This is a genomic window from Mesorhizobium sp. RIZ17, assembly GCF_051127865.1.
GTDB classification, from domain to species: Bacteria; Pseudomonadota; Alphaproteobacteria; order Rhizobiales; family Rhizobiaceae; genus Mesorhizobium; species Mesorhizobium humile.
In genome coordinates this window covers 3,657,473-3,682,825 of sequence record NZ_CP147861.1, presented here as the reverse complement: position 1 = coordinate 3,682,825, position 25,353 = coordinate 3,657,473, and the positions used below count along the sequence as shown (strand labels likewise).

The 25,353-nt window shown below is 58.9% G+C and carries 30 protein-coding genes and 1 pseudogene; 19 read left to right on the top strand and 12 right to left on the bottom strand.

The features are described from left to right. Positions 1 to 613: 613 nt before the first annotated feature. Both WDX12_RS17630 and WDX12_RS17625 read right to left on the bottom strand, forming a co-directional pair. Positions 614 to 979 (bottom strand): PRC-barrel domain-containing protein, encoded by a 366-nt coding sequence (locus WDX12_RS17630; protein ID WP_126082771.1) that lies wholly within the window; start codon positions 977 to 979, stop codon positions 614 to 616. A gap of 1,224 nt (positions 980 to 2,203) precedes the next feature. Then, on the bottom strand, positions 2,204 to 3,028 hold the full coding sequence (locus tag WDX12_RS17625; RefSeq protein ID WP_434721403.1) for a Ku protein: 825 nt from the start codon (positions 3,026 to 3,028) through the stop codon (positions 2,204 to 2,206). An 82-nt stretch (positions 3,029 to 3,110) separates the two neighbouring features. On the opposite strand from WDX12_RS17625, the gene WDX12_RS17620 reads away from it, so the two are divergent. Beyond that, positions 3,111 to 3,353: a hypothetical protein gene (locus WDX12_RS17620; protein WP_320293606.1), complete on the top strand. Its 243-nt coding sequence runs from the start codon at positions 3,111 to 3,113 to the stop codon at positions 3,351 to 3,353. 181 nt (positions 3,354 to 3,534) lie between these two features. Here WDX12_RS17620 and WDX12_RS17615 read toward each other — a convergent pair. The 4 genes and pseudogenes from WDX12_RS17615 to WDX12_RS17600 form a co-directional block, all read right to left on the bottom strand. Beyond that, positions 3,535 to 3,707 (bottom strand): annotated as a pseudogene (locus WDX12_RS17615) (IS630 family transposase); the annotation flags it as partial. Further along, complete coding sequence (locus WDX12_RS17610) at positions 3,688 to 3,903, bottom strand: hypothetical protein (protein WP_434721402.1); 216 nt, start codon at positions 3,901 to 3,903, stop codon at positions 3,688 to 3,690. The gene WDX12_RS17610 and the pseudogene WDX12_RS17615, both read right to left, overlap by 20 nt. Positions 3,904 to 4,321: 418 nt before the next feature. Beyond that, positions 4,322 to 5,056: an SGNH/GDSL hydrolase family protein gene (locus WDX12_RS17605; protein WP_434721401.1), complete on the bottom strand. Its 735-nt coding sequence runs from the start codon at positions 5,054 to 5,056 to the stop codon at positions 4,322 to 4,324. Positions 5,057 to 5,698: 642 nt separating this feature from the next. After that, positions 5,699 to 6,004 (bottom strand): hypothetical protein, encoded by a 306-nt coding sequence (locus WDX12_RS17600; protein WP_320293602.1) that lies wholly within the window; start codon positions 6,002 to 6,004, stop codon positions 5,699 to 5,701. 692 nt (positions 6,005 to 6,696) lie between these two features. Between WDX12_RS17600 and WDX12_RS17595 the strand changes: the two genes are divergently transcribed. The 12 genes from WDX12_RS17595 (at position 6,697) to WDX12_RS17540 (ending at position 15,836) form a co-directional block, all read left to right on the top strand. Continuing rightward, positions 6,697 to 7,203: a ferritin-like domain-containing protein gene (locus WDX12_RS17595; protein WP_434721400.1), complete on the top strand. Its 507-nt coding sequence runs from the start codon at positions 6,697 to 6,699 to the stop codon at positions 7,201 to 7,203. 27 nt (positions 7,204 to 7,230) lie between these two features. Then, a complete protein-coding gene (locus WDX12_RS17590; RefSeq protein WP_434721399.1) occupies positions 7,231 to 8,802 on the top strand; it encodes an FAD-dependent oxidoreductase in 1,572 nt (523 codons plus the stop codon). Continuing rightward, the gene (locus WDX12_RS17585; RefSeq protein ID WP_434721398.1) at positions 8,780 to 9,007 is read left to right on the top strand and encodes a hypothetical protein; all 228 of its coding nucleotides are present in this window, start codon (positions 8,780 to 8,782) and stop codon (positions 9,005 to 9,007) included. The genes WDX12_RS17590 and WDX12_RS17585 overlap by 23 nt, the downstream gene beginning before the upstream one ends. 116 nt (positions 9,008 to 9,123) lie before the next feature. After that, positions 9,124 to 10,227: a flavodoxin family protein gene (locus tag WDX12_RS17580; RefSeq protein ID WP_434721397.1), complete on the top strand. Its 1,104-nt coding sequence runs from the start codon at positions 9,124 to 9,126 to the stop codon at positions 10,225 to 10,227. A gap of 408 nt (positions 10,228 to 10,635) precedes the next feature. Continuing rightward, positions 10,636 to 10,965: a DUF6894 family protein gene (locus WDX12_RS17575; protein ID WP_434721396.1), complete on the top strand. Its 330-nt coding sequence runs from the start codon at positions 10,636 to 10,638 to the stop codon at positions 10,963 to 10,965. Positions 10,966 to 11,109: 144 nt separating this feature from the next. Beyond that, positions 11,110 to 11,415 (top strand): hypothetical protein, encoded by a 306-nt coding sequence (locus tag WDX12_RS17570; RefSeq protein ID WP_434721395.1) that lies wholly within the window; start codon positions 11,110 to 11,112, stop codon positions 11,413 to 11,415. Between the two features lie 532 nt (positions 11,416 to 11,947). Beyond that, the gene (locus tag WDX12_RS17565; protein ID WP_434721394.1) at positions 11,948 to 13,111 is read left to right on the top strand and encodes a sensor histidine kinase; all 1,164 of its coding nucleotides are present in this window, start codon (positions 11,948 to 11,950) and stop codon (positions 13,109 to 13,111) included. A gap of 92 nt (positions 13,112 to 13,203) precedes the next feature. Further along, positions 13,204 to 13,836: a hypothetical protein gene (locus tag WDX12_RS17560; protein ID WP_434721393.1), complete on the top strand. Its 633-nt coding sequence runs from the start codon at positions 13,204 to 13,206 to the stop codon at positions 13,834 to 13,836. Further along, complete coding sequence (locus tag WDX12_RS17555) at positions 13,833 to 14,345, top strand: hypothetical protein (RefSeq protein WP_434721392.1); 513 nt, start codon at positions 13,833 to 13,835, stop codon at positions 14,343 to 14,345. The genes WDX12_RS17560 and WDX12_RS17555 overlap by 4 nt, the downstream gene beginning before the upstream one ends. A gap of 24 nt (positions 14,346 to 14,369) precedes the next feature. Then, positions 14,370 to 14,780: a phage holin family protein gene (locus WDX12_RS17550; RefSeq protein ID WP_434721391.1), complete on the top strand. Its 411-nt coding sequence runs from the start codon at positions 14,370 to 14,372 to the stop codon at positions 14,778 to 14,780. Next, positions 14,764 to 15,402 carry a hypothetical protein gene (locus tag WDX12_RS17545; RefSeq protein WP_434721390.1) on the top strand — a complete coding sequence of 213 codons (639 nt, stop codon included), beginning with the start codon at positions 14,764 to 14,766 and terminating at the stop codon, positions 15,400 to 15,402. Before WDX12_RS17550 ends, WDX12_RS17545 begins: the two co-directional genes overlap by 17 nt. Before the next feature lie 209 nt (positions 15,403 to 15,611). Continuing rightward, positions 15,612 to 15,836, top strand: a complete 225-nt coding sequence (locus tag WDX12_RS17540; RefSeq protein WP_434721389.1) for a hypothetical protein — start codon at positions 15,612 to 15,614, stop codon at positions 15,834 to 15,836. Between the two features lie 373 nt (positions 15,837 to 16,209). Here the strand turns inward: WDX12_RS17540 and WDX12_RS17535 are convergent, their stop codons facing one another. After that, on the bottom strand, positions 16,210 to 17,475 hold the full coding sequence (locus WDX12_RS17535) for an NRAMP family divalent metal transporter (RefSeq protein ID WP_434725662.1): 1,266 nt from the start codon (positions 17,473 to 17,475) through the stop codon (positions 16,210 to 16,212). Positions 17,476 to 18,698: 1,223 nt separating this feature from the next. On the opposite strand from WDX12_RS17535, the gene WDX12_RS17530 reads away from it, so the two are divergent. The 5 genes from WDX12_RS17530 to WDX12_RS17510 all read left to right on the top strand — a co-directional run bounded on the left by WDX12_RS17530 (position 18,699) and on the right by WDX12_RS17510 (position 20,212). Then, positions 18,699 to 18,902, top strand: a complete 204-nt coding sequence (locus WDX12_RS17530; protein WP_320293591.1) for a KTSC domain-containing protein — start codon at positions 18,699 to 18,701, stop codon at positions 18,900 to 18,902. Positions 18,903 to 19,148: 246 nt separating this feature from the next. Continuing rightward, positions 19,149 to 19,469, top strand: coding sequence for a hypothetical protein (locus WDX12_RS17525; protein WP_434721388.1), 321 nt, complete (start codon positions 19,149 to 19,151; stop codon positions 19,467 to 19,469). Then, a complete protein-coding gene (locus WDX12_RS17520) occupies positions 19,466 to 19,690 on the top strand; it encodes a hypothetical protein (RefSeq protein ID WP_434721387.1) in 225 nt (74 codons plus the stop codon). Before WDX12_RS17525 ends, WDX12_RS17520 begins: the two co-directional genes overlap by 4 nt. A 103-nt stretch (positions 19,691 to 19,793) precedes the next feature. Next, positions 19,794 to 20,003, top strand: coding sequence for a hypothetical protein (locus WDX12_RS17515; protein WP_434721386.1), 210 nt, complete (start codon positions 19,794 to 19,796; stop codon positions 20,001 to 20,003). A gap of 11 nt (positions 20,004 to 20,014) precedes the next feature. After that, on the top strand, positions 20,015 to 20,212 hold the full coding sequence (locus tag WDX12_RS17510; protein ID WP_434721385.1) for a hypothetical protein: 198 nt from the start codon (positions 20,015 to 20,017) through the stop codon (positions 20,210 to 20,212). Positions 20,213 to 20,461: 249 nt separating this feature from the next. Here WDX12_RS17510 and WDX12_RS17505 read toward each other — a convergent pair whose 3' ends face one another. The 5 genes from WDX12_RS17505 to WDX12_RS17485 form a co-directional block, all read right to left on the bottom strand. Next, the gene (locus tag WDX12_RS17505; RefSeq protein ID WP_434721384.1) at positions 20,462 to 20,647 is read right to left on the bottom strand and encodes a hypothetical protein; all 186 of its coding nucleotides are present in this window, start codon (positions 20,645 to 20,647) and stop codon (positions 20,462 to 20,464) included. A 10-nt stretch (positions 20,648 to 20,657) separates the two neighbouring features. Then, positions 20,658 to 21,362, bottom strand: a complete 705-nt coding sequence (locus WDX12_RS17500; RefSeq protein ID WP_320293585.1) for an SOS response-associated peptidase — start codon at positions 21,360 to 21,362, stop codon at positions 20,658 to 20,660. Between the two features lie 2 nt (positions 21,363 to 21,364). Further along, positions 21,365 to 21,694, bottom strand: coding sequence for a hypothetical protein (locus WDX12_RS17495; RefSeq protein WP_434721383.1), 330 nt, complete (start codon positions 21,692 to 21,694; stop codon positions 21,365 to 21,367). A gap of 769 nt (positions 21,695 to 22,463) precedes the next feature. Further along, positions 22,464 to 23,300, bottom strand: coding sequence for a plasmid partitioning protein RepB C-terminal domain-containing protein (locus WDX12_RS17490; RefSeq protein ID WP_434721382.1), 837 nt, complete (start codon positions 23,298 to 23,300; stop codon positions 22,464 to 22,466). Between the two features lie 2 nt (positions 23,301 to 23,302). Further along, positions 23,303 to 24,793 (bottom strand): recombinase family protein, encoded by a 1,491-nt coding sequence (locus WDX12_RS17485; RefSeq protein ID WP_434721381.1) that lies wholly within the window; start codon positions 24,791 to 24,793, stop codon positions 23,303 to 23,305. A 136-nt stretch (positions 24,794 to 24,929) separates the two neighbouring features. On the opposite strand from WDX12_RS17485, the gene WDX12_RS17480 reads away from it, so the two are divergent. After that, positions 24,930 to 25,190 (top strand): type II toxin-antitoxin system HicB family antitoxin, encoded by a 261-nt coding sequence (locus tag WDX12_RS17480; RefSeq protein WP_434721380.1) that lies wholly within the window; start codon positions 24,930 to 24,932, stop codon positions 25,188 to 25,190. Positions 25,191 to 25,353 lie beyond the last annotated feature (163 nt).

Sequence of the window (25,353 nt, the reverse complement as noted above, 5' to 3'; positions counted from 1 at the left end):
ATGCAGGCGGCGCCGTCAAATTTTCACGATTATGGACGCGTCACGAGCCAAGTGATGCTGAGAGCGCTGCTGCTCAGAAACTTCAGGTGCCTGGGTCTTGATCTGAGAACCGACGGTGCGCTGACCAGCTGAGATGGGCGCCGTGAAGCCGGATCTGGTCGAGACGATCGTCGGCGATTGGTTGGTGACAAATGCTTATCTGCCGGTACGCTCGTATTGTGCGAAGAGAGTCATATGGAAGGCGACACCTGATCGCGGCACGGTATCGATTTTTGTTCTGACACCGAGGGAAATCCAGGCACATTTATTGCATGGCGTCCATAGGACGTACGCTCTACTCGCTGCATCCTGCAGCGAAGCGTGCCACAAATCTTCCTCACGGGTGCTTCAAGCGGCCGATCAGACCAAGCTTTACTGCGTCGCTGGTCGCTCAGCATGCTGCTGACGCGCTACCACATTCGCTCGCGAAATTTATTGAGGGGTATAAAGGCGTCCCGACTTACGCCCGGTTCAACGCTCAGCCACGCGTTGGCTTGCCCGGTTCCCTTCGGCGCTGACGTTAAAGGCCCCCGTTTCGCGGGGGCCTTTCGATTTCCACGTGTCGATCAAGCGATCAGTGCCAATAGGGCTTCACGTGGTAATATTGGAATGAAGCATCGCGGGCGGCTTCGCCATCGGCGCCGGTGAGCTCCTCGATCGAATATGCGGGCGCGGCTTGGAGTTGCTCCTTGGTGAACGGCACGACGTAGCCGCCTTGATCCTCGTCATAGTCGAGGGTCGCCCACGGGATCGCGTGGTACTTCTCGCCCATGCCGAGGAAGCCGCCGAAGCCGATCACGGCAAACATGATGCCGTTCGACATCTTGTCGAGCATGACATCCTCGATGCTGCCGATGCTCTTGCCTTCGGTGTTGTAGACAGACGTGCCGATGACGCGCGAGGCCGCAATGGCTTCGGTATGCCCGGACGGGGTGGTCATGGTGGTGCTCCTTTCTGTTGAATACCTGCACTGACAATGAGGGGCACGGACGAAAGTTCCGGCTTACCGCGCAGCTATCGGTGGGAGTGAACGTGATCCTTCATTCGCCTCCTCGGTGGCGGCCGCCAGCCGCTTTCGTCAGAGATTAGCAAGCTCAACAAGCGTGTTGGCGAGCACGCAAGTCCCCGCAGCCATATCGTAATCTTGGCGCTCTCCGCCTCGTTGGGGCTCACCACGACAGCAGGGGATGAATATCATTCCGGCCGGCGCCAACAGAAAGGGATCGAAGTCCGCCCGGGCAAGCGTGATAGCGACGCTCCGTGGGTCCTTGAGATCCGCTGCGGAGCCCCCTTAGCGCATCCACCATGTAAGCGAGCGATCGGCGACGTTGGTACGAGGCCATTTTCCGGTGTCAGATCGATGAACTCAATTTCCATGTGCCAACTCCGTTGAAGGCCCGATAGCCGTCGCAACGTGAGCAAAAACTGCCGCGCAGAGCAAATTGGAAGGAGGCGTTGTTTCCAACCGCTTTTCCCGACCCTTCCGATCGCACGAGAGATCTCAGAGCCGATTGGGCTAAGGCGCTCGCTTCGGATGAAGCTTAGCCGCTGCCGGCGCGAGGCTTTTACGCTATGGGGTTTGCGCGCTAGCCGGCTAGATGCTTGTGAGCTTCGAAGATGCGGACCTTTTCGGGATAGCCGAGATGGAGCGTCCCGTTGCAACCCGGACACCTGAAAGTGGAAATGACCTTGAACCATGAGCCACGGCGAATGATCGGATGCGAGCATCGTGGGCAATCGAACTTCAGTTGATGATCATTGAGACTTTCCGGGATCGGCAATTGGGTAGCTCCTCGCAATCAAGTTAAGTGGATGCCCACCATCATCGCAGGTCGATGCTGGGCATCCACGGGCTGGCAATGAAGGGACTATTCTTGCTCGGGAGAGATTGGCGACGGGCTCCTGCGATTTCTCTCAGCGGCTGGGGTTGACCGCTTGTCCGCAGACGCAGGTTTGGTTGCAGACGAATTCATGCACATTAGAACTTGCCTGACGAAGGCTTTCACTGATCCAGACCATGAATACGTCGAAGGTATCAACGTCATCACCGCAACCGTGCGGCGGCATAGAAAAGCCCGCTGACCGGAGCCGTCGGGCCGAAGGCCCGGGCCACCCTTGCACGCAGGCACCACCTCTGGGGTTTCACAGATGGTAACCGAAGCGACTAAGCCGATTTGCGCGTCGGTTTCGCCTTCGCGCCGCCCTTGATCCCTTCCTTCTCCAAGCTCTTTTTCAGAACGGAGGCAAGGTCGACGACGTTCTCCTTGGGCTTTGGCGCTGGCTTGGGCGGCTTCTTACCCTTCCGCTTGGCATCGATCATTGCGATCAACGCATCCTCATAGGTGTCTTCGAACTTCGACGGGTCGAACTTCGTGACCTTCTTGTCGATCAACAACCCGGCGATTTCGAGCAGATCCTTATCGTACTTCGGGCTCTTCAGGTCGTCGAAAACGCTGCGCTCCGAAACCATCTCGTTGTGAGTTCGCAACTCGGTCAACAACATTCCTTTGCCGAAGGGCTGGATGATGACCTCTCTGCCCCGCTGATAGAGCACCACACAGGAGCGCGCAGCGACACGCTTCTTGGCCATGGCTTCGCGCAGTACCGAAAATGCCTCTACGGCGGCACCGTCAGCGGGAATGACGTAATAGGGTTTTTCAAGGTAGCGCGTGTCAATCTCATCGATTGCGACGAAGCCTTCCACGTCAAGCGTATGCTGGGATGTCAGCTTCAGCTTCTTGATCTCGTCCGGCTCGATCTCAACGAAATCGCCTTTATCGGCCTCATAGCCCTTGATCTGGTCTTCCGTCGGCACGGCTTCGCCGGTTCCTTCGTCGATATAGGCGCTTTTGACGGGCAAGCCGTCTTCCCGATTGAGGATTTTGAAATGAACCTTCCCGGCCTCGGTGGTCGCACCCACCAGCTTCACCCCGCAGGACACCGACCCGACCTTCAGGAAGCCTTTCCAAACCGCGCGGGGCGCTGCCATGCCTTGTTCCTCACCGATGCATTCACACAGGAACAGTTAGCGCCGAGCATGGTTCCCGGTCGAGCCATGCTATGAGGCTGGCATGAAGACGATAGCGACTTACGATTCGAGGGCGGGCACATTCACGCTCCAGAAAGACATATGGCGAGGAACGTTCCCGATCGCCGACTTGCCAAAATGGTTGGACTTTTACCGCGCGCAGCAGAGACGATATCCTGCGCATGCCGCTGCTTACGCGCCTGACGTTCAAGCGCTCGAAGCCCTTGCCGCCAATTTGGCTGCGGATAGTAACCAGCCGCTCACCATCGTGCCAGACGCCTCTTGAATGCCGCCGAATGCCGCGCGTGCTGATCAGTTGAAGATGACAGCCGACAGGACGGTCATGCCGATCGAGACCGGTATGGCTGCCAGGAGGCAGGCTTCCACGATCAGGGTTTCTTTGTCACTGAACATGGAAACGCAATGCTTCCCCGTCCCTTTAGGTTCCGCTCCCGATGGCTCTCCTCCTATCCGGCGCCTTTGAAGAAGTTTCTGCACTGTAGCGGGTTGAACAGGTCGCATATGTTCCTGAGCGCGTTGCATAAAGCGTCGAAGGATCGCGCGACCTTCTTTCTGAGCAGCGCCTTGATTTTCGAGAAGGCCATTTCGATTGATTGAGATCAGGCGAATAGGCCGGCAGCGGCAGCCAGGCACCGCGCGGCGCACCAGTTCAGTCCCACAACTAACCTTTCCGGCAAGCTGCTGATGATGCCGAAGCTGTCCGGCGGCGTGTCTCGTGGCTTCGGTATCATCGAGCCAAGAAGAGCCTGAATGTGCTCGGGCAGGTCGAGCTGGCCGCGCGCCTCGATCTCCAAAAGATATTGGACCTTGGCCAAGCAATCGGCTTCCCCGACCGAATAAGCGCAGACAGCCAGAAACGCCCTCTCCTCCTCCCGAAAACCAGACCGATTCCATAGCTCGAGCCTTCCGAAAGGATCCGAACGGAACGCATCGACCACCGGCCGCCTTGAGCTTCCTTCGGCGTGGATTTTAACGCGAGCTTCTCTTTCGGCATTTCGCTGAACGGCGTCGAGGCATCCGTTTCGCAAATCGTAGCGCGAGGCATGATTGCACGAGGAGGATACCATGACCGACAAGAATGAAAGCCATCATCAAGAAGATCGCGACGCCCAACCCTTCGCCTACGGGCGGCAGTCTGATCCAGATCGGCCTCAATGCTTCCTCGGTCGGAAACAGCCATAAACTGCAATCGTGACTTCATTGCAGATGATGGGCTTCTCAAACCGCTGCTAATCAGGCGTCGATGAACTTCTGTATGCAATCAGCTACGATCCGCCCCGCACGGCTGTTCAAATGCACGCCGTCGGTGTGAAAAAGCCACCCATTTCTGCGTGCGACTTCGTCGGGAGACTGTCGCATCACCAGTACGCGAAACGCATCGCGGTAGAATGGAAGAAATCTGAACGCCGTGAAGGCCCGACCGGGCGAGGCATGAACTGCTTCCGCGATCGCCTCATAGAGCGAAATGTAGACGCAGCGTTCCTCATCCGCGACAGATGCCACGATCCCGGAATATTCCTCGACCCGGCGATTGAGTTCGCTCTGGAACGGATCATCCGAGTCCAAGGCTTCTCCAATGGGACAGAGGGAGCAAAGCCCCACCTCCGCCTCAGTTTCTCGCTTTAGTCGACGGGCTATTTCGACGAGGTTTTCGCGATACCAGTCTGGTGACGGACTACATGGGAGGCGCTTCGATAAAGCGAAGAAACGCCGTGCCTTGCTTGACACGACGGCGAGAACGTCATTGCCGCCAACCCAAACGACAACCTTGTGGGGCCGACAGGCAACCACGTCTGGCAACCTCTGTAGCGCGTTATAGGCCAAGTCACCACCGACGCCGAAATTCCGAAACTCAAATCGGCCGTTGCGCGGCCGGCGGCGAAGCTCAGCGATCCAATCAAATGCTTGTCCTTTGCCTGCCGTGCTGCTCGATCCGAGGCACGCCACGATCTTTCGCTCAAGGCTCATGATGACATCGCAGCTTGGCCAAATGCGTTTTCCGAAATGATGTAATCATCCGAATGCTAATGATGGATCACACCCGCAATCCTAACTTAACGGATTGACCGTCGTCGATGCTGTAAACCTGGGCGCGTCCGACGCCCTCGATGAGACGATGCCAGCGGCCATGGGCCGCCGCCAGTTCCCGAGCGCTGGCTCGGCGTCGCGACTCCATGCGATAGCCAACATGCGTGCCAGCTAGCGCCTTTGCGGCTCGGATCGCCCGCTCTTCCTTTGCTGATCGTCCCGCCATCATGCTAGCCAGAGCGACAGCCGCTATACTAGAGCCAAGACGCATCCAGCGTCCTCCGGCTAAAGAGCTGCCATCCTGCTAACCACAGACAGGATGTGCGCTACACGCGTCAACGCATCCGGAGGGCGGAATGAGTGACCGCTTCCTCGACCTCCGAACTGTATGCGGGCGCAAAGCGAGTGCCTGACCGCGCCGGACGCCTGGCGACGTCCCGCTCGTGGTCCTAACTCACCTCACGGCCTAGCCCGCACGGCGGGTTCGTTCTCTGGCCACCGTGCTGCCTGGCGAAGTGCCCAAGTCTCGGCCGTATTATTCAGAATCTGGCATGGGCCCTGTTGGGACGCTACGCCTCCCAATTACTGCGCACCAGGCGTCCATTCCGGCAGCGGCGCAAGGCTGCGGTTGAACTGCTTCCACCACATGGACTCGTCTATCTCGCAGCAAGCGAGCAGCATGGCGTGCGCCTTCTCGAACGCCTGGGTGGCGATATCGTCGAAGGTCATCTTCGCGTCGTACGGGACCGACACCACAAGTTCCTGACCGGTCTGTGTGCCGCCTTCGTCGACCTGGAGATAAAGCCAAACGACGAAATGCGCGCCGTGGCCAGTTGCGTCCGCATTACCGATCTTGATGCGGTCGATGCCTGCTGCGGTTACTTTCATGCCGACATTCCTTCATTTGGGATTCACAGTGGCTCCCGGAAGTCCGTGGCAATCAGAAAGGTTCCGGAACCGCTGCCTCTATGGTGAAGTATTGATAAAAGACGGTCGGTACGTCGCCCCTTTCCTGGGGCAGCGAGCGCGGCCAAACCGGCGACGGGCGCGTACCTGACGGCTCCGACAAGATTGGCGGCCGGCGGATCACTCCCCAATGAAATAGGCTCGGCAAGTCCATCAATCGTTCGTCGAGCCACGGATGCGCACCACTTCGCTGTGATACTCAAGCGGAATGCCGCGTAGCGTCCGCGCGGGGGGTATGCAGTGTGCTGCCTTTCGCGCATGCGAGCGCCATAGATCGGCTAGGCCCGACCAGCAAATCGTGTCCGGCCTCTGCACGCGACATTCAACATTCCTGGAGGAATGCCGGGGGCTGGATCTGACAACTAACTGCGCAGACTTGTACTTGTTGAATGGAACGCGGCCATCTCCATATGGCGATTTTCCATAGATACGGGGCAAGCCGGAAATTGGTCCGACAAGCCGCAACGCCAGAAGACGACATTCGTTCCTGCGGCATCGGCGGCCCAGCCTCGGTCACGCTCATGCCGCATTCATCGGCGCGGCGGGCGGCTGGAACGGGAACTGACGCCGCACGTTGTTCCGGCATATTCAGCATTCAGATTTTGGAGTGAGTCGTGGGCCTGTTTACGAAGGACATCAAGACGATGGACGACCTGTTCCTGCATGTTCTGCAGGACATCTACTATGCCGAGAAGCAAATCCTGAAGGCGCTTCCCGACATGGTCGAAAAGGCGACCAATCGCGATTTGACGGCTGCCTTTAAGGCGCATCTCTTTGAAACGGAAAAACATGTGCAGCGGCTCGAGCAAGTGTTCGAACTAATTGGCGAAAAGGCGAAGGGGACAACCTGCCCGGCGATCGACGGCATCATCAAGGAGGCCAACGAGATCGCCGGCGAGGTTGCAGAGAAGAAGGTGCTCGACGCCGCCTTGATCACCGCGGCGCAGGCCGTCGAGCACTATGAAATCACCCGCTACGGAACGCTGATTGCGTGGGCGCAGGAGAGCGGCAACGAAGCCGTCGCCCGGCTTCTTACAACGACGCTCAACGAGGAAAAGGCGGCAGACAAGAAGCTGACCACCATTGCGCAGCGAAAGGTCAACCAAAAGGCATCCGGCTGAGCGGCAGCTCTCCAAAGGGATCTCTGCATGAATGCGCGCGGTGAACAGACCCGATCGCTCTGGATGAAGGTCGACGTCTATCCTGACGCGCCGAAATTCTCGGGAAAGATGAGCTGCAACACCGTCATCATCGGATCGGGCATCGCTGGCCTGTCGGTCGCACACGAGTTGGCCAGCATCGGTGAAAGGGTGATCGTCATCGATCGAGGATCGATCGCCGGCGGAATGACGTCCCGCACCACAGCGCATCTGGCGCCAATTTGCGACGACGGCCTGAGCGCGTTGATCAATCTGCGCGGTGAAGAAACCGCAAGGCTCTTTCAGGAAAGCCAGGAAGCCGCGGTAGCACGCATCGAAGAAAACGTCGCCGAGTTGAAGATCGACTGCAATTTCCGCAGGCTGGACGCCTTTCTGTTTCCTGCGATGGGGCTGGATCCCAAGGAGGCGCGCGACCAGCGCCGTGAGGAATTCAACGCGGCGCGGAAGTTGGGCGCGCCCGTCGAACTCGTGACCGGAGTGCCGTTAAAGGGTTTCGAGAAGGCGCCCGTCCTGCGCTATCCCAATCAGGCCACGTTCCATCCGCTGCGCTATCTGCGTGGCCTGGTTAGCGCAATCCGTGTCAGGGGCGGGCTGATCTTCGCGGACAGCCCTGTGGTTGCTTTTGAAGAATTGCCCGATGGCGTACGCATCTCTACGGAGAACGGTGGCGTGATCGAAGCGGCCGCAGCCGTCGTCGCCACGAATTCCCCGATCAACGATCGCTTCCAACTGCACACAAAGATGTCGCCCTATCGCACCTATGCGATGGCCTTCACCCTGCCGCGTGGCGATCTGCCGGATGCGCTGTTCTGGGATACCGGCGATCCCTATCATTACGTCCGAATGAATCCCGGCCCAGGCTCGGTCGACTATCTGATCGCCGGCGGCGCCGACCACAAGTCGGGCGAAGCCGACGATGGCGACATCCGCTTCGAGGCGGTCGAGGCCTGGATACGCCAACTCGTTCCCGCGCTGGGCAAGGAGGTCGCCCGTTGGTCAGGGCAGGTTCTGGACACGATCGACTACTGCGCCTTCATCGGTCCAAATCCCGGCAGCAAGTCGGTCTATGTGGTCACCGGTGATTCAGGACAGGGCATGACACATGGCGCGCTGTCCGGCCTGCTTCTGAAGGACCTGATTTCGGGGCAGGAGAACCGTTGGGCGACGGTTTACGAGCCGTCGCGCAAGACGCCCTCTGGCGTGATCAACTATGTCCGGGAAAACGTGTCCGCCGTCAAAAATCTTGCCGCTTACCTGCTTCCGGGCGAGTTGAAGTCACTTGACGCGCTTGCGCCCGGCCAGGGTGGGATTCTTCGCAACGGCCTGAGCAAGATTGCCGCCTGCCGCGACACAGCCGGAAAGTTGCAGCTGCATTCCGCCGTCTGCACGCATTCCGGATGCGAAGTCGCCTGGAATTCCACCGAGCAATGCTGGGACTGCTCCTGTCACGGCTCGCATTTTGCTCCCGATGGCACTGTGCTCAACGGGCCGGCCGTTGATCCTCTCCGGCCAGTGGACGCGTCCGCGGGAGAGATTGATGCCCTTACTCGAGCGCGGTAAAAAGATCGTCGAGAACATTACGGGCTGGGAGCGGCCGTCAAGCGGCGAGCTCGATCGTCAGGTGCGCTCGCGCAAGGCGAACGCTTTCTTCTTCAGGGACGATGGTATCATTCCCAATCACCCCGCTGGGCTCTTGCGCCACTGCTCAACTGTCAGTGTGATTTCCGAAGCGGGCCTTGGAACCGGTCGAACCGAAGATAGTTGAAGTAGACCCAGCTCGCAGCGAGGTGACCATGTCTTTGAGCGTCAACGGCGCATCTATGGCGCTCTCCGAAGATTCCCGCGTCTCGCTCGATAAGCTCCTCTGACACTGCAACCGCAATGCCAAAGCGAACACAAAAGTCCCCGGGGAATACGACGCCACGGAAGGGGATGCCCAGCCCAAAGCTTGGCGAGCAGGAGTTCAAGGTGCGTTACCGACAGCAGTTTGCCGACCCTGCGTTTGACAAGCTGGACTCCGAACTCGGAGACATTGCCGAAGTGGCTTGGCAGGCCTATGCCGATAGCCGCAAGAGTCCGCGAACCCGTAAGGCGGGACCGGGGTTTGCAGATCCCGATTACGACCTCTCGGTGGACTGGATCGCAGCGCGGCAGGCGATCGATGATGCTCAGCAGCGTTACGAGAACCGGGCCATGCCGCCCCACGTTCTCATCATCAACAGCTCATCGCGGAGCGAACATACCTGCCCGGGGGAAATGTCAAAAAGCTTCCGGTTGGCCGAGTTGGCGCGGGATGCGATCGAGAGCAATGGCAAGCTAACGGCAGAAATACTCGATCTATCACGGCTCGCGTCAGAATACGGGCGCAACATTCATCCATGTAAGGCGTGTTTCTCAACCGCAGCTCCACTCTGTCACTGGCCTTGTTCCTGTTATCCGAACCATTCGCTCGGGCAGGTGCAGGACTGGATGAACGATATTTATCCGCTCTGGGTGGCTGCCCACGGGATCATGGTGATCACGCCGGTAAACTGGTACCAGGTTTCATCTCCCCTAAAGCTGATGATGGACCGCCTCGTCTGCGCGGATGGTGGAAACCCGGATCCGACACTTACCGGGGGGAAGGACGCTGAGAAAGCCAAGCATGTCGAACTCGACGGCTGGGATTATCCGCGTCACCTAGCTGGCCGACTGTTTTCAATTGTCGTTCATGGCGATGTCGAAGGCGCCGAGAATGTGCGCCATTCGGTTTCCGATTGGCTGCGCTTCATGAACCTTGCGCCAGCTGGGCCGGCTGCCGAGCTCGACCGCTACATCGGCTATTGGAAACCCTACGCCACCAATCATCAGGAATTGGACATTGACGAAGCCATCCAGGGCGAAGTGCGCAACGTCGCCTTGACGCTTGCCGAAGCGCTGATGGACCAGCGAGCCGGTAGAATAAGGATAGCCGGCTCGACGTTAGAAGAACCGAGGCAGAAATAGGTCCATCCTAGCAAGGATGAGACCCGCCGGTTCGCCCCCGACAACCAGCGACATCTGCCGGACAGTGCAGCGTACTTCCGGCTCTATTCGCGACAGCTCATGCAGCACATAGCTAGCTAGCGAACATCCAGACGGCTAAATGACCGCTCCGATTAAGCCGAGCAGTGATTTCGAGCCGATAGCTGACGGGCTTTGCAGTTCCCCTGAGCCGTTTTGGGATCAGGGCGGAGGCACGGACGGTCCCGCAACGATAGCAGAAAGCTTCGCCTTGTGAACAAGGGCGGACATCTCGTGTGGCTTCTTCAGGGGTATCCCCGGTTGATCCCTCAAACAGCGCGAAACTGGACTGCGCGTTCGCAGCTGGTCAAGCGGCACGCTACTGCGCTCCCATTCGCCGGGAACGAAGTCGTGGCGTCGCTGTTGGATTGTCGCAACCAGCGAGAGCACAACATGCCAATCTATCACTTCCACGTCGACAATGGCGAATTCACCCCAGACCCTAACGGAATCGAACTGCCAGATTTGACTGCCGCGCGGCGGGAAGCAGTGCGTGCGGCCGGCGAGATAATCAACGAGAGCAATCGGTCATTCTGGGAGCATATGACGCCCTGGATTATGAATGTGACGGACAGCGAAGACCGCCTGTTGTTCACCCTTCAATTTGGGGCGAAGGTTCCCTCGGGATCTGCGCGATATATTCCCTCTACCAAGGAACCAGGCGGCCCTGGCTCGACATGAAAAACCCCTTGGCCGGAGCCAGGGGGGAAGGGTCCGAGATATTAATCATGCTTCCTGAGAGGGGTTTTCACTTTCGCGCCGACGACCCTTGGAGGGAACCGCTTGCTCGCGGCGACGGTTATAGCGTTTTCGCGGTGATTTGCCATGTATCTCGTCCAGATCCTACTGCCTCGCAACGACAACCAAGGTGAGCCGTTTCCGGGGAAGGAGTTCGACGATGTGAAAGAAGAACTCGCGGTTCGTTTCAAAGGCGTCACCGCCTATCTCCAGGCACCCGCGGAGGGTCTTTGGAAAGACAGCGGAGAAACAGACAGGGACGAGATTGTTATCTTCGAGGTGATGACGCCAGAGGTGAACGTTTCAAATTGGAAACTTCGACGTGGCGATCTGGAGCGCCGGTTTAAACAGGATAATGTTGTGGTCCGCTACTTAGCGATAGCGCTCATCTGAGACGTTAACTCGATGCCAAAGACATAGGTCCCAAAAAGCGAATACGACCCCCGCCCCAGTCCGACGGCGCTGCTACAGACTTCTTCAGCGGCCTGTTAGCTCGCCAATGGCCAGGCAATGTCGAGCGAGGCAGAATAAAGCAGCTTGCCGATCTCATCGCGCACGGCGCCCCTAACGTCCAATTCGCGTGAAGCCATTCGTCGATGGCAATCTCATGCAATGCTTTCAGTGCTTCCCCTCGCAGCCGCTGGGGTTGTCGAGATCGAGCCAGGTATCACCTAGCTTTACTCGTTTCGGAGAATTTCAAAGGTAGTTCGGCATTGGCTGCCAATGTGAGGCGCCTGCTCCTCGGCCGCATTTAAATATGAAAGTTTGCTGATATGAAAGCTTGCTGCCGGGCGTCCACCGCTTACGCTGCTCCAACGCCATGGTTTGTGAACTGGAGGCTTGGTTCCAATCGCGGGAGACACCGACGGGCACTCGGGAGCATTTTCCGCACTCGGGCGTTAATCAAACGTTGACCTGAAGGATCGTGCCTTTGGACGACGTTGATGGCCTTGTAAAGCTGCGCCGACATGTCCGCATTCTTGTGGACCTCGGCCGGCTGGCCGGAGAAGAAACCCCGCTCTCTCGCTTCCTTGATCAAGCCTGCGTGCAAGTTGCTCGAGCGATCGAGATCGACCACGTAAAGGCCCTGCGATATCGGCATAAAACAGCTGATTTGTTCATCGAAGCCGGGTTTGGTTGGAAGGACGGCGTGGTGGGTCTGGCGACGTTTCCCGCCGACCTACGGTCGCCTCCTGGACGAACATACCAGACGGGTGAGCCGGTGGTGATAGTAGACGGAGCGACTGCGCAACAGCGGGGGGATTTCGTTTTTTCCGAGGTGCTTAAAGAGCACAATATCAAGTCCCTTGCGAACGTACCTATCCTCGTCAAGGGCGCAGCTTGGGGCGTACTGGAGGTGGATTCGACAGTCACGCGCGAGTTTGGCGACGACACTATCGCTTTTCTGATGGCTGCTGCGGCCGTTATCTCTTCAACACTGCAGAGACCAACTGCTTCCGCCGACGCGCAATCAACAGCAACCGCCATCGGTCAGGTGGAGGAACGCGAGGTGCTGCTGCGGGAGATGCAGCACCGGGTGAAGAACAACTTCCAGCTTATCCTGGCCTCCATTGCTATTCAAAAACGGCGCTTCGAGAGCGCCGAAGTGCATCGCGTTCTGGAGCACGTGGCAAACCGCGTGAACGCTATTTCGCTTGCCCATGACCAGTTGTCACCCGGCCAGGATCTGCGGGCGGTCAATGTGGCGAACTATCTGCGCGCGCTATGCGCATCACTGCAGGCGCAGATGGAGAACGCGACGATCGAGATCAACGCCGACGAAGTCGAACTCGCGATGGAGCGTGCTGTTCCGTTGGGCCTCATCTTGAACGAGGCCGTGATGAACTCTGTCAAGCATGCCTTCGGCACAGGTAAAGGCAACATCAATGTTAGCCTGCAATCCGGCGTCGGCTACGGGGAGGCGCGACTGACGTTGGCAGATGACGGACATGGCGTGCGGAACCCGCGACCCGGTGGATCGGGACAAAAGCTCATTCAAGCACTTTCACGCCAGATTGGCGGCACGGCGGAGCTGTTAAGCTCTGACAAAGGCACCACCGTAACGGTCGTTTTTCCCGTAATCGCATAACGAGTTTGGCGTACCTCTTTACGCATCTCGCACTCCCTGACGCACAGCTCGAAATCGATACGCTTCTCGCAAGAGATCGTCGGCAATAGACCATGACCACCATCGCGACCTTCAACGTACACGGCGTAACACCCGCCCTCCTCAAATGGCTCGGTGAAACCCGATATGTGATCGTTGGCTTGCAGGAGCTCACTTCATCCGACGAGAAATTCCCCGCCGATGCCATCGGGCAAGCCGGCTACGATGCCATCTGGCACGGTCAGGAATCTTGCCCCCGGCGTGGCAATTCTCGCCCGGGGGGCGCTCAACCAGTGGAGCGCAGACAGGGCTTGCCCGGCGATCCGGTCGACACACTGACCCGGCCGCTACTCGAACCCAGATCGGCGAGCTTGATTGGCTGCCTCCACTGGCTGGGTGGCAATCCTGCCGCAGGCCCGAAATTCGATTACAAGCTCGCGTGTTTCCGTCGATTGATCAGCTATGAGACCGTGCTCAAGGAAGACACTGTCCTCTGCCTTGGTCGTGCCCGCCGCCATCTATGCCGTGGTGCCAGCATGTTGGATAGGAGATGCCGGCTACTTCTCCCAGATCCGTCAGGTTATGATCTAGCCCGCGACGGCTGGGCGATCGTCTACGTTTGCCTCCTCCAATCTTATATTAGCCAGCGCTTGGAACCTCGAACGATGCATGGAGTTCCCTTTCGATCATGGAGGAGAAACCAGTGACCGAAAAAGATAATCTGACCGGTTCCATATCCGACCGCGATGCGTGGGATCGCACGTCCGGCGCCGCCACCGCAGGCAAGTCCGGAGCGGCAATCGATAAGCTGAAGTCGAGTGCCTCCGACGCGTTGGGCGACCTGAAAGACGCTGCGGCTGCGGTTTCGACAGATGCCCGAGGGTATGCGGGGGGCGTGGCCGCGGATGCCGCGGGTGCTTTCAAAGAGGCGGTGGAAACAAACAAGACCGCCGGGGCCGACGCTATCGCAAACATTGCCCACTCGGTCAAAGAAGCGGCAGATGGCATCGAGCAGAAATCGCCTCAAGTGGCGAGCATAGTGCGCAGTGCCGCCGAGGGCGTGGAGCGGATTTCGACCGACATCAGAGATCGTAATGTCGGCGAGCTGGTCGACTCGGTGACGAAGTTCGCGCAACGCCAGCCCGCCGCTTTCTTTGGCATCGGGATCCTCGCTGGTATCGTGCTGACGCGCTTCATGCGGAACTCCAACTCCTGATCTGTCAGGGCCAGGAGGGCTGACATGGACAATGGGCCGGAGGTTCGTTCTTTTAGAGGCGTTGTGCGCGAGGCGGGAGACCGAGCAGCGTCTTTGGCTCGTCTCGACCTGGAACTCTTTCACGCTGAGCTGAAATCAAAAGCTTCCACGATCATGGCGTCTGGGATCTACGGGATCGCGGCGGCGGTCCTGTTTGTTCTGGGGTCGTTTGCCTTGGTGGAGTGCCTGATACTCGCCATCGTGCTGGCTGGAATCAGTGCCGTTTTCGCGTGTCTGATCGTCGGTGCTGTGCTGTTCGTCGCGGGGGTGGCGTCGCTGCATTTCGCAAAAAAGGCCATCGCAGGTTGGACGCCGATCCCGGAGCAGACAATCGCCCAGGCAACCGCCGATTTCACCGCGCTGAAGAGAGGACTCCATCATGGCGCCAACCAATGAGCAGATTGCAGCCTTGGCGGCAAGAGCTGCCTTGGAGCGACACGCGCTAGCTGGCTGCGTCGCGGAGATTACTCGCCGAGTGCAACCTCGTCAGCTGGCAGACGGCGCCATGGCCATCGCGAAGAAGAAGATGGAAGAGACGTTCGGCAACGTTTCCAATGCCGTGAAGGAAAATGGTGGGACGGCAGGGCTAATCGGCCTGGGGGCAATTACCGCATTCGAGGTCGGAAGGCTGAGCGCGACCGAAAATACTTCCAGGCATTCTGATGACCATGCAAGCGACCCGGAAACCGAGCCGCCATACGAGCGATCGGACCCGCCGGTTGGTTCGTTTGCTCGGGCTGGCGCGGTGGCTCGGTTTGCAGGCGGGCTGGCGATCGGCTCGATACTAAGCGGCGGCTTCAGGTCGACGGCGCTAGAGAAAGAGCTGATGGCCAATATCCCGTCCGAACTGAGTATACCTGCAGGCGACTTCATCTCTCAACATTCGAGGGGTGCGAAGATTTGGGCCGCGCAAGCTTTCGGATTTGCAAAATATGGCGCTGCGTTCCTTGTCATCATGGCGACCATCAGCAACCATTTGAGCGGGTCCACCTCGAGCGACCAGAACGATGCCGGCTAGCTTCCGTGCCTCAGTCCGCACCGACCAGCAATCGGATGTCGAGGAAGCTGCTCGATTGTTGTTGGCTCCCACCTCCTTGCTCGATCCGGCCTCACGGACGATGCTGTCAATCCGTTCGCTGTGCCGCAAAAAACGGAACATTCCCATGAAGCCCTTGCGAGCAACCGAAGCCGAGCAGCCCGAGATATTTTGCAACCGTAAAGCGCGAGATGCCTGCCATTGACGGCGCCATCGGCAAGATGGCCAAGCAACTGCGTGGACTATCGGACGTCAGTCAGAAGCGGGCAATCGCTGAACTCTCGGCAGCTTGGATTATGCCAATCTACCCCGACGATCTTGGATTGTTGATTTCACTTTCCGATGCGATGCGCGACCAGACCGACATCATCCTGAAGGAAGCCTGGGAACATGGAGAGCGGCAACAGCGCCACTGATGGTCAGACGCAGCCACAGCATTCCGGCGCCGTCGACTATCAATCGCGATATGCCACTCCAGGTGGCGTTGCCAGACGACATCTGCACCGGAAGCAATTTCACGCTGATCGATCGCTTTCTGCGAGAGCACGCCGTGGTTTGCCGGACCCGCGCGGTGGTTGCTATTTGGGACGATGGAAAGCAGAAGCAGTGGCGGGCTCCGGTTCGGAATGGAGTTTCGATGACGTCAAAGCCTTTTTTTCGTTCTGACGTTCATGCTGTTGCTGCTTCTGGCCGTTGTCGCGGCCACGCAGCTCGTCCGACTCATCGCCAAATGGGGCCGCTCTGAACAAGCGGTAGCAGGCGACGTCGGACAGGACGCATTTTTAAGGCTTAAATCACCCACTGCAGTGCTAAGCCGAGCGTCGCGAGCCCCATTGCCACTGTCGAGAGCCAGCCGAGCAGACGCAGCCACCCCTCCACCGGGAACTTGCCCATGATGTCGGCGCGTCCGGCCATCAACATCATGACGATCATGACGGGAACAGCACACATACCGTTGATCACCGCGCTCCAGTAGAGGGCCTTGATCGGGTCGATCGGGGTGAACATGATACCGGTGCCCAGCGCGGCCGCCGCCGCAAGGGTGGCGTAGAACGCCACCGCCTCCTTAGGTTTGCGCGACAGGCCAACTTTCCAGTGAAATGCCTCGCCGACGGCGAACGCGGCCGATCCGGCGAGCACCGGGACGGCGAGCAATCCGGTACCGATGATACCGGCGGAAAAGATGATGAACGCGAACTTGCCCGCCACCGGCTCAAGAGCCTTGGCCGCGTCGGTGGACGAGGCAATGTCGGTGACCCCGGCGTTGTGAAGCGCTGCCGCGGTCGTGAAGATAATTGCCAGACCGATGAGATTGGATAACGCCATGCCCACCAACGTGTCCGCGCGGATGCGCTGAAACGCCCGCGCTGCCTGCCAGGGGGCCCATTTTAGTGGCTTGGCGGCCGGCTTCGCTTCCTCTTCCTCAACTTCCTGCGACGCCTGCCAGAAGAACAGGTAGGGCGAGATGGTGGTGCCGAGAATGGCCAGCAGGGTGGTGAGGAACGTCCCGCTCCATTGGATCTGCGGGATGAGCCCTCTGGCAGCATCACTCCAAGAGACCTTGGCCGCGAACATAGCCACCACGTAGGCAAACAGGCTGAGGGTCGTCCATTTGAGGATGGTGACGTAGCGGCTGTAGTCGAGGAACACGATTGCCGCGACACAGACCGAGGCGAAGCCGATCACGTAGACCGAACTTGGACCTCCGACCAGCAGTTTCAGCGAGTCGGCCATGGCGCTGAGATCGGCGCCAATGTTGATGACATTCGCGATAAAAAGCAGGGTGACGATAAAGCAGAGCAAGGCCCGCGGGTAGTAGCGGACCAAGTTGCCCGATATCCCTTTGCCCGTCGTGCGGCCGATCCGCGCTGAAATCTCCTGGATGGCCGCCATCAGTGGGAAAGCCACAACCATTGTCCAGCCGATAGTGAACCCGAGCTGCGCTCCCGCTTGGCTGTAGGTGCCAATACCTGAGGGATCATCGTCCGAAGCCCCGGTGATAAAGCCCGGCCCGATAGTGCGCAGGAACCGCTGAAACGGCCCTTTCGCGATCATGTTGCTCTGCTCGCGAGAGGCTCCCGAACTGGCATCGCTCACGTCTTAGTCCTCCATGCCCAAGGCCTGCAACGAAGGGTCGACCTCGGTCGAAGGGCTCACCGACGACGTATGAGCGCTGCTAAGTTAGGTTGGGTGGATGATGAACGGGGATTATTCCCTTCAGTTCCCCTCGCACCTACTTAAGCCCCCCGAGGATAAGCTTCGACGCGCCGGTCACCGCTAGCCCCGTCCGCCGCTCTCTGTGGGATACGAATGTCGCCGTCCAGGCGCGATAGGCCTCCTCATCGCCCTGGCTCCACGCACCGAAGGCGCGCCAAGCGGTAAATGACGATGCAGGCTACTCGCGCTAGCCGGCTAGATGCTTGTGACTTTCGAAGATGCGGACCTTTTCGGGATAGCCGAGACGGAGCGTCCCGTTGCAACCCGGACACCTGAAAGTGGAAATGACCTTGAACCATGAGCCACGGCGAATGATCGGATGCGAGCATCGTGGGCAATCGAACTTCAGTTGATGATCATTGAGACTTTCCGGGATCGGCAATTGGGTACCTCCTCGCAATCAAGTCAAGTGGATGCCCACCATCATCGCAGGTCGATGCTGGGCATCCATGGGCTGGCAATGAAGGGACTATTCTTGCCAGCCCACCCTAAGAGAAATTTCCGGAAATGGTTTCACGGCTGGGACCTATGAGCGACGTGGCAAGACGTTCGTCTCAGGGATAGTAGGACTGAGGGGCAAGGGACGGCTCGTGGAGGAACCAGCCAGGCTCATTACTGTTACAGGACAGCCCGTCGCGCACACGTTGCCAGCGCATCCGGGCGGTCCCCAATACCTGCCCGCCAGCTCCAGCTGGCGGGCTTTTTGGCGGCTTGACAACCCACCATAGCGGGCCAGTTTCTCGGCGTTTGAGGGATCAATCGGGGATCCGCAAGGCGAAGCTTTCTGCCATCGTTGTGGGACCTTCCGTGCCCCCGCCTCTACCGCCGCCCTGATGCCAAGACGGCTCAGGCGAACGGTAAAGCCCGCCGGCTCCGGTCGTCGGGCTTTTTTGTTACCCGGAACCTAAAGCACGGAAAAGCATTGCCTTTCCATGTTCAGCGACAAAGAAACCCTAATCGTCGAAGCTTGCCTGCTGGCAGCAATACCGGTCTCGATCGGCATAGCAGTGCTGTCGGCCGTGATCTTCCACTGATGTCGCACAGGCCGCTAGCGACTGCCCATGCCATCTACCTCAATCAGGAAAACGGAATACGATCCGGCCAGCAAAATCCTCTCGGTGTGGTTTGTGGCCAGCGGCAAGCGCTACGACTTTGAGGAGGTGCCACCAGAGACCTACACGGCCTTCCGGTCGGCCTTCGTCAAGGGCCGCTATTTCAACGACCACATCCGCAATCATTTCCGGTATCGCCGCGTTCCGGACTAACTGTCCATTTCAAGAGGCTGGTGACCAGGTTGTTCGTGCCAAATGACCTGCCTAAGGTCGCGCCTATCGAAGCCATGGGGATTGGCGCAAAGTTTTTACAAGCGCTGATCCCGGCCGGTGGCCGTATCCAATTCAGCGAGGCGCTCCCAGGCACACCAGCGACGCCGTCTACCACCCTGCGTGCGAGGCGAACCTCGAAGGATCATATCGAAGCGGATCGATAGCGCTTACCGCAGTGGCCCAACGATGAACTGGCGCAAGATCAAGTGCTACGTCGAGAAGGAGATGGACATCCTCGGCGTGCAGCGAGGGGCCGGCGAGCCGGCCATGGTGCTCATGGCTGACAAGGGCCACTACATGGGCGGCGCTTTCGTCACCTTCAAAGCTGACAAGCGCCAGGCGCTGTGGAACCGCATTCATCGGCAAGGTGGCGCTCCGCCGCCGAGGGGTTTGAAGAAGCAGAAGGCGGAGTGGCTGAAACCCGGCCTCGTCGGTAGAGTGAAAATCCTCAAGGGCGAGGAGATGCTGCGGCACGCCTCGTTAAAGGATTTTCGGGAGGATGAATGATGGCCGTCGCCAAGAAGGATCAGGAGCGCGTCGGCTACGCGTGGATGTATGGCCAGCAGGCGCGCAAGGACGGCAAGGAACGGGCAGTGCCTGATTATTGGGTCGAGCATGCGGAAGCTTGGTTGCGGGGTTTCGACGGGGTGTCGCTCGGCGCTGAGCCCAAGCCGGTGAGCGATCGACTGGAAGCCGAGCTGGACGAAGGCGCGGTGTCGACGCGCTAGTTCAACGAAGATCGCCTCGGCCGCGACATTCCGCCCTCGGAACGAAATCGCTCGACTTCAGTTGATTTTCGGAAGGGACGGCAGACTTAAGGGATGCCCAACTATGGTCGAGATTCTCAATCTGGAAGTTGCCAGGGCGCGTCAGCGCATCAATCGAGCAAACCGCTCGCTCAGCCGGGCAAACGAGTTGGCGGACGAGTGCGGCGGGGTTGCTATCAACCTGACTCTCTGCAACCGAATCCGCGTCGAACAGCAGCGCGTGATCGATGCGCGCGCCCGCTTCATGAAGCTCAATCCCGACGCACGCTATTGAGGGAGTTTGCCATGCTGTTTGAACCGCTCAATTCGGACGGCCGAAAGCGAAGCGCCCTCTACCATGCCGCAAGGTTGGAGATGCTGCACAAACGGGTTGTGACGCGTATGGAGCGAACAGACCACGCGGCGGACGAGGTCGAGGCGGCGGCGGAATTGCTCGTTGAAGCTGTTCAACCGTCTGGAAAAGCCCAGACGCTCGGCATGTAGTGCGCCAGCGGTCGGTCTTGGCTCTCCTCCAGGTTGGCGTTCAGCCGGCCGTCGATGATATACAGCACTTCAATCATAGGAATTTCTCCCCCTTCGCCACGGTGCTCGTAGCAGAACCAGTACGATGGTTGTTTCGGCCGCCCGAAACCCCAACCGGCATCCTTGCCGCATTCGGCATGCTCGCAGCGTGCCCGAGCGGGCCGCGCGGGCGCTGCTGGATGGTCTCACCGGTGCGAGTGGCCTCGTCGCTCATCCGTAGCGCCGTCCGCGCGGGCTGCCCTTCATCTTGTCCAATTCATCCTGCAGGTGGCCGTTGAGCACGATCATCTCCTTCAGCGCCTTCACGGTGTCGCCGCCGTGAAGCTTGATGAACTTGTCGGCAACCTGTTGCAGCGCTGCCTCCTGGCGGCTGTCCAACCTGACGATGTGATCCATGGCCGTTATCCTAGAACAAGGAAGCCTGCGCTGGCGGCTCGCCTGGAAACTTGATCTGCGTTTCCGGCTTCTCAACGATCACCAGCGTGTCGTCCGGCGCCGGCCGCTGTAGCTTCTTCGCCTCCGACCAGGGGGCGGTGAGCCACAATTCGGTTTCCTCCGGCGTGGTCAGGATCACCGGCATTGCCTTCTCGTGGATCGGCTTGATGAGCGCGTTGGGATTGGTCGTCAGGAAACCATAGATTTCGTGGTCGCCGGGGCCTTCCTTCACCTTGCGCACGCCGTGCCATGGCGTCCACAGGCCGGCGAAAAAGAACAGTGGTCGCTCCTCGCTGACCGCGAACCAGAAGTTCTTCTGGATCCCGGTTTCTGGATCCTTGTCGCCCGGTGTCGGCGACGGCTCGGCAAAGCTCGTCACCGGCACCACGCAGCGGTTCTCGACGCCGAGATAGGGCTGCCAGTGGGCATACTGCGGATTGCGGACATTGGTTGTGCCGGAATCGGCGTTGCCGCGCATCCGCTCGGGGGGCGTTGGCATGCCCCATCGAAGCCTGGCGAGCTCGCGGCTGCCGTCGGCAGCATTGCGAACCACCGGAGCAAATTGGTTTGGGTAGATGTCGATCGAGGACTCTAAGTTGCCGGAGATGTCGCGGAGCGTCCGCGTCCACTGGCGGATCGCCTCCTGGCTGGTCGTGATGTTGTAGAGATTGCACATGCCTAGCTCCGCAGGGCTTCGGGCACGCTGAGCGGCCCCATTTCCAGAATTCGCTCATAGGCGCCGGAGCGCCACCATACGCCGCGCGCGCGACCGTTCTTCCTGTCTCGCTTCGGATCGAACTTGATACCGCCGAAGTGGTCAAGGAAGGCCGTTGCGGCTGCGCTATCGGAAAAGCAGTGCAGCCGCCATTGTTCCTGCTTGCCGTCCTCCCAGATCGCGATTACGGACCTGATCCGGCATTCGAGGCCGTGCTCTTCGAGGAAGCGCCGGATCAGCGTGAAATTGTGACCGGTGCAGATATCGTCGGGCAGGGCGGCCTGGTGCGGCATCTCGCGGTCGATGATCGTAGGCGCCGGGATGCCGCGGCTTCGCGTGACCATCAATGCTGCTGGCGGCGCGCCTTCATTCGGGCGGCTTCCGTCAGATCGATCTCGGCTTGGTCGCAGATCGCCTCCGCGAGCGACAGCTGCAACTCCAAGTCTTCTGGGTAGCACAGCATGCCATCAGTTCCGCAATGGCCTTTTTCTGGCTGACATCGGACAGGCCGCGCAACTGCTTGCCCATCTTGCGTGACGCGAGATGGATGGCGGGCAACTCGCGCTTGATGATAGCGAAGATTTCGGGTTGGTCGGCTTCGGTGGCACGTAGGGGCTTCATTGGAAATTCCTCCATTTCGCCTACAGTGAACGAAAAGAGAACATTGAATCAAGAGACCTCTTGACGTCACAGGAATATGTTCCTCATTTCAGCATGTGCCGGAGCAACCCGAGAAGTGGCCGAGAGGTGCGGCCTGGACGCTGACGCATGCCCATGACGCCGGGCAGGCGTGTGGAATCCGCTGCGGCAAATGCAAGCTCAAACGCTTCTACAAACCGCTCGAACTGCGCGAGGTCATAGGCAATGTCACAATCGACGAGGTGAGGGAGAAGGTTCGGTGTCAGCAATGCGGTAGCCGCGAATGGATGGACGCAGAGCTCTTCCATCCAACAGGGGAGCAGGCGCACACGATCCGATACCGGAGGTTGGTTCAAATCCGCTGGGAGAAACGTGTCATCTGGCGAGATGAGTAGGTAGAGAGATCAAATCCGCTCGCTTCGTTCAAACGGTCGGTGCACGTTTCTGAAATCGACTTTCGCGAAAGTCGAGCAATTTCTGGTACACCTCAAGGTGCCCGACAAGGTTGCGTGCTAGAAACCTAACCAACTTCGGGTTGTTCAACAGTCTGTCAAAATAACTCGTAACGGCAATTAGGTTGAGCACTGTTGCGCCATAGGTGCTGGCGACGCTCAGGTATTCATGGCTGACCTTGGTCAGGTCGGTTTCCATGACCGCCAATTGCGACGGGGAGATGCCCTCATATTGCTTTCTGCGAGCAAAGGGATCGGTGAGCTGCGAGCGTGGTGTGAGCGCGATCAAGACTCTCGCCACACGAAATTGCACGCGGTCCAACGCTAGCATGAGCCGTACGATTTCAACCTGGCGGCCCGGCACGACCTCTCGCAACAAGGGGAAAATCTTCAAGGGGGCGCCAAAATCGTTCAGGAGGTTGAGAGCCTCAAGACAGACACCGCCGACAAGCTGCGGCTCGGCCGCGAAGCTAAACGTGCTGCGCTGTTCCCCAGAATGGGAATTCGGCTCGCCGCTTGGCAAATCCTGCGTCAAGATCGAAGGTAGCGTTCCGAGATCATGCGCCTGCAGCAAGGCGCGAAACGCAGCGTTGAGTAGTAGCTGGCGGGTGGTGTTGACGACGCTTTCCAGTTGATGCTGCGCTGCTTCGGCTTCTCTGATGAAGTCCTGCATACGATCGAATTCGCGCTTGTAGGTCCGCAGGAACGCCGGGCCACGCAATGGATTCAACGGCGCCTGCAAATTGTCAGTCAGGCGAATGGCATGCCGGTTGTTCTCGACGAAGCGAGGCAGCTCCGCTTTGGTCATTTTCACGGAGTTGCCGAAATCGGTTCTCGTCTCGCCATCTCCACCACAGGATCGAGCGAAGCGAAGAGGAAGGCATCAAGGCGCACGCCATTGTCTGCCTTGAGCATGCGATGGGCAGACTGCGCTTCATGCGGGGGCGCAATGAGGAAATCACGAACAGTTTGATGATCGGCCTCCATTCTGATCAAAACGGTCACATCTGGCCCAATCAGACCCCGGTTCCAAAATATCCAACGTGGATAGCCGGTGACGATGATGCGGTAGCGCGCGATCCATATCGCGACGGTGAACTCTTCATTGACGCGCATAATATTTGTTTTGGGATCGTACAGTGCCGAACCACCGACCTTGTTAATGTTCGACATTAAGTCCTCGACTACTTGCTGCCGGATCTGTTTGAGCCGGTTGCTGACATCGAGTTTCCGAAAATTCGCCGACGCGTCGTATCCGATCAGCTGGTAGGTGGCCTTCATGCTTCCAAATCGGTGTACGTAAATGTTGGCTGAATGACAGCCGGGGGCGGCGTCAATGATTGGGCCCGACAGCCTCCCCCGCTCCTTCAGGAGCTTGGTCAGATCGGCAAGCAGCTCCTCATCGGGCTTAAGGTAAGCACGCGCCCGCCTGATCGCTTGCGCGCGACCGAAAAGCGCCCGGGTCACGAGCGGCTCGATGACATTGTCGGCGCGAACAAATGCGCTTGGCGGATTTCTTACCCGGTCGTGTAGAAGCTTATGGGATATTCGATTCCAGACACTGTTGCCGATATACTTCTCGCTTACCAGTATCGTGGCCACGCATGCTTTGGTCCATGGTCTGCCGAGTTCAGTAAGCAGGCCGCGAGCGTTTAATGCAGTCGCAATTTCGGCTTCCGTTTTTCCTTTCACGAACTGATTGAACATCCATCGCACGGTCGAGACCTCATCTTTTGGCCCCGGGACGAGAATGACACGGTCACTGGCCAGCCCTTTTCGCTCGTTGCGATGAAGCATTGCCTTGGGGCTTCCGGAGCCGTCAACAAGAAGGCGCCTGAAGCCGTAGCCGGCGGGGCCACCGCCGCTGAAACCCAGTGCGACTATCCGGCTCTGACCGGCGAAGACCCTGTTCGACAGCATGCGGCTGTACTCCGCGGCCATGCTGCGTTTGATTGCCTTGAGCACGTCGGACCCGATGCTCCCATCGTTGACGAATAGCTCGGCGCAGAACTCGATCCGCACTCCGGCCATCTGGCACCGGTATTCATAGGTGGCGCTTTCATCGGTATTCTGGAAGCGTCCCCAACGGCTCACGTCATAGACAACGACGGTTTCGAAATCGACTCGCCGGCTTTCCACATCTTCCAACAGCCGCTGCAAGCCTGGGCGCCCCACGAGGCTGAGGCCGCTTCGCCCGGGATCCTCATAGGTTGCAACAATGTCGTAACCCATGACGTTCGCATAATTGCGGATCGCGTCTCTCTGGTTGTCGATCGAGTAGATCTGCCTGTCTGTGGACATGCGCAGATACTCGGCCGCACGAATCCTTGGCCTCCCAAGGGGGCCGGCGTGAGCCGTTGCAGACTTGTCCATCGCCTTGCACCGTCGTGCTGGTGCTTTAAACTAGCGGTCGATGACCACGCGGCAAGGGAACGGAATGCGGCAATACGTCGGGCTGATCCACAAAGAGGAAGCCAGCGACTACGGCGTGTCTTTTCCCGACTTTCCCGGCGTTGTCACGGCCGGCGCAAGTCTCGGCGAGGCCCGCGAGCTAGCCGAACAGGCGCTTGCTTTCCACGTTGACGGTCTCGTTGAGGACGGCGAGATCGTTCCCGCTCCCACCTCCCTTGTGCAGGTCAAGGCAGACGCCGACCGTCCATATCTCACAACCATCATGGTCCCATTGAGGATCCGCTGACCGGTTACTGCCCGGGAGAGCCGCCTTTCCCGTTTGGCAACCATAGCGTTCAACTGCCGGGAAACCGTGATTCACTTCGTGAGCCGGCGCGCCGCCGTTCCGCCGCAATGCGACCGCACTTGGCGATTCCGCCCCCGTTTTCCAGTCCCTGGGGCTTCAGAGG

What these genes read in the sequence shown, in the direction of transcription:
- WDX12_RS17630 (WP_126082771.1), bottom strand. Translation starts at nt 979, where the DNA reads ATGACCACCCCGTCCGGGCATACCGAAGCCATTGCGGCCTCGCGCGTC.
- WDX12_RS17625 (WP_434721403.1), bottom strand. Translation starts at nt 3,028, where the DNA reads ATGGCAGCGCCCCGCGCGGTTTGGAAAGGCTTCCTGAAGGTCGGGTCG.
- WDX12_RS17620 (WP_320293606.1), top strand. Translation starts at nt 3,111, where the DNA reads ATGAAGACGATAGCGACTTACGATTCGAGGGCGGGCACATTCACGCTC.
- WDX12_RS17605 (WP_434721401.1), bottom strand. Translation starts at nt 5,056, where the DNA reads ATGAGCCTTGAGCGAAAGATCGTGGCGTGCCTCGGATCGAGCAGCACG.
- WDX12_RS17600 (WP_320293602.1), bottom strand. Translation starts at nt 6,004, where the DNA reads ATGAAAGTAACCGCAGCAGGCATCGACCGCATCAAGATCGGTAATGCG.
- WDX12_RS17590 (WP_434721399.1), top strand. Translation starts at nt 7,231, where the DNA reads ATGAATGCGCGCGGTGAACAGACCCGATCGCTCTGGATGAAGGTCGAC.
- WDX12_RS17585 (WP_434721398.1), top strand. Translation starts at nt 8,780, where the DNA reads ATGCCCTTACTCGAGCGCGGTAAAAAGATCGTCGAGAACATTACGGGC.
- WDX12_RS17580 (WP_434721397.1), top strand. Translation starts at nt 9,124, where the DNA reads ATGCCAAAGCGAACACAAAAGTCCCCGGGGAATACGACGCCACGGAAG.
- WDX12_RS17570 (WP_434721395.1), top strand. Translation starts at nt 11,110, where the DNA reads ATGTATCTCGTCCAGATCCTACTGCCTCGCAACGACAACCAAGGTGAG.
- WDX12_RS17560 (WP_434721393.1), top strand. Translation starts at nt 13,204, where the DNA reads ATGACCACCATCGCGACCTTCAACGTACACGGCGTAACACCCGCCCTC.
- WDX12_RS17550 (WP_434721391.1), top strand. Translation starts at nt 14,370, where the DNA reads ATGGACAATGGGCCGGAGGTTCGTTCTTTTAGAGGCGTTGTGCGCGAG.
- WDX12_RS17545 (WP_434721390.1), top strand. Translation starts at nt 14,764, where the DNA reads ATGGCGCCAACCAATGAGCAGATTGCAGCCTTGGCGGCAAGAGCTGCC.
- WDX12_RS17540 (WP_434721389.1), top strand. Translation starts at nt 15,612, where the DNA reads ATGCCTGCCATTGACGGCGCCATCGGCAAGATGGCCAAGCAACTGCGT.
- WDX12_RS17535 (WP_434725662.1), bottom strand. Translation starts at nt 17,475, where the DNA reads ATGATCGCGAAAGGGCCGTTTCAGCGGTTCCTGCGCACTATCGGGCCG.
- WDX12_RS17530 (WP_320293591.1), top strand. Translation starts at nt 18,699, where the DNA reads ATGCCATCTACCTCAATCAGGAAAACGGAATACGATCCGGCCAGCAAA.
- WDX12_RS17525 (WP_434721388.1), top strand. Translation starts at nt 19,149, where the DNA reads ATGAACTGGCGCAAGATCAAGTGCTACGTCGAGAAGGAGATGGACATC.
- WDX12_RS17520 (WP_434721387.1), top strand. Translation starts at nt 19,466, where the DNA reads ATGATGGCCGTCGCCAAGAAGGATCAGGAGCGCGTCGGCTACGCGTGG.
- WDX12_RS17515 (WP_434721386.1), top strand. Translation starts at nt 19,794, where the DNA reads ATGGTCGAGATTCTCAATCTGGAAGTTGCCAGGGCGCGTCAGCGCATC.
- WDX12_RS17510 (WP_434721385.1), top strand. Translation starts at nt 20,015, where the DNA reads ATGCTGTTTGAACCGCTCAATTCGGACGGCCGAAAGCGAAGCGCCCTC.
- WDX12_RS17505 (WP_434721384.1), bottom strand. Translation starts at nt 20,647, where the DNA reads ATGGATCACATCGTCAGGTTGGACAGCCGCCAGGAGGCAGCGCTGCAA.
- WDX12_RS17500 (WP_320293585.1), bottom strand. Translation starts at nt 21,362, where the DNA reads ATGTGCAATCTCTACAACATCACGACCAGCCAGGAGGCGATCCGCCAG.
- WDX12_RS17495 (WP_434721383.1), bottom strand. Translation starts at nt 21,694, where the DNA reads ATGCCGCACCAGGCCGCCCTGCCCGACGATATCTGCACCGGTCACAAT.
- WDX12_RS17490 (WP_434721382.1), bottom strand. Translation starts at nt 23,300, where the DNA reads ATGACCAAAGCGGAGCTGCCTCGCTTCGTCGAGAACAACCGGCATGCC.
- WDX12_RS17485 (WP_434721381.1), bottom strand. Translation starts at nt 24,793, where the DNA reads ATGTCCACAGACAGGCAGATCTACTCGATCGACAACCAGAGAGACGCG.
- WDX12_RS17480 (WP_434721380.1), top strand. Translation starts at nt 24,930, where the DNA reads ATGCGGCAATACGTCGGGCTGATCCACAAAGAGGAAGCCAGCGACTAC.